The organism is Globicatella sanguinis NBRC 15551 (assembly GCF_001552295.1).
GTDB classification, from domain to species: Bacteria; Bacillota; Bacilli; order Lactobacillales; family Aerococcaceae; genus Globicatella; species Globicatella sanguinis.
The window spans coordinates 1-1,687 of record NZ_BCQX01000200.1; the positions used below are offsets into that span (position 1 = coordinate 1).

The 1,687-nt window shown below is 35.9% G+C and carries 1 protein-coding gene; it reads left to right on the forward strand.

All coding sequences use genetic code 11. From position 1 onward, the window contains the following. Nucleotides 1-80 precede the first annotated feature (80 nt). Complete coding sequence (istA, locus tag GSA01S_RS10075; RefSeq protein WP_066127234.1) at nt 81-1,622, forward strand: IS21 family transposase; 1,542 nt, start codon at nt 81-83, stop codon at nt 1,620-1,622. Nucleotides 1,623-1,687 lie beyond the last annotated feature (65 nt).

The following is a 1,687-nucleotide window of genomic DNA, read 5'->3' on the forward strand; positions in this document are numbered from 1 at the left end:
ATTAATTGAAAACTGAGCCACTTTTGATAGAAAATAACCCTATTGAATAATAAATAGGGGGAATATCAGGAGTGATTGCATTGAAAGAAAAACAAACGATTATAAAACTCTACCTTGATGGGCTAAGCAAAAGAAAAATTGCTTTACTCACGAAGAAATCTAGGAATACTGTTGATAAATATATCAAGGAATATGAAAGAAGCAAGTATGAAGATGTTCGTGATCTTCCTATCGCTGAGGATATCGTGAAACCACCAACTTATAAAAAAAGAGTCGGTAGACGCAGAGTATTATCAGAATCAATTGAAGTGATGTTACGTGATTTTATTAAAGAAAATGAGTGGAAAAAGGATCACGGCATGGCGAAACAACAAATGAAGATTGTAGACATGCATGAGAAGCTGCTCGATCGTGGCTATTCTATTAGTTATACAACCGTTAGAAACTTCATTAACGAGGAGGTGACAAAAACAAAAGAAGTATTTATCCGACGCCATGCGGAACCAGGATATGAGGTTGAATTTGATTGGGGAGAGATAAAATTATTTATCGATGACAAGCTAAAAACATTTTCTTTGGCTGTATTTACTTTGGCGCATAGTAATTATCGTTTCGCTAGAATTTATCAATCAGAATCCCAAATTTGTGTATTAGACGTTCATACAAAATTTATCAGTCACATCGGCTTTATCCCTTCGGTCTTTACCTACGATAATATGAGAACGGTTGTTAAAAGTTTTATTGGAACAGAGAAAACCATTACCGACAGCATGATTCATTTATCTAATTACTATCAATTTAAAATTCGTTTATGTGAACCACGAAAAGGAAATGAAAAGGGACATGTGGAACGTAGTGTTGAGTTTATACGTCGTAAGGCATTTGCCTCAACTTATCGTTTCTCCAATTTAGAAGAGGCTCAAACTCATCTTAACAATGAATTAGAGAAACTCAATCAACGTTTGCATCACGAACACAAGGTTTCTCACCTGAAATTGATGCAGACAGAAAAAGAAAGGATTGGCCCTACCATAATCGCTCCCTTCGATGTTTCTGAAATATTAGAATGTCGAGTGGATAAATATAGTACGGTTGTCATTAAGCAAAATCATTACTCTGTACCAGAAGGTCATATTGGAAAATATATCATCGCAAAACTAAGTGCCGATCAGGTTAAGTTGTTTATTGAGGGTGAAATCATCGCAACACATAAACGTAATTGGGGTGTCCATCAGTGGGAAATGAATCTTTACCATTACTTAGAAACATTCAAAAGAAAAAAAGGTGCCTTGGCTCAAAGTGAATGTTTGAGACAAGCACCACAACAAATAAAAAATCTTTACCACCATCATTATATAGGAAAAGAGAAAGAATTCATCATATTACTCCACTACATGAAGGACAATAACAACTTTGAACGTGTTATGGCAGCGGTCGAAGAACTGAATGGCATTCGTTGGGGATACGTTAGCACAGAAAGAATTTTATTTCTATGCGAGCAATCAGAGCCGACAGAGGTATCTCTGGCAAGAGATGAGACAACCCATCAATCGGAAAGCAATTTGAAAGCTTATGCGAATCTGTTTCATCAAGCAGATAAGGAGGTCATTCACTATGGATAAGAAAGAACGATTAATTGAGTTATGTAGAGAATTACGATTACCCAGTATTCGGAAAATGGTGCAAG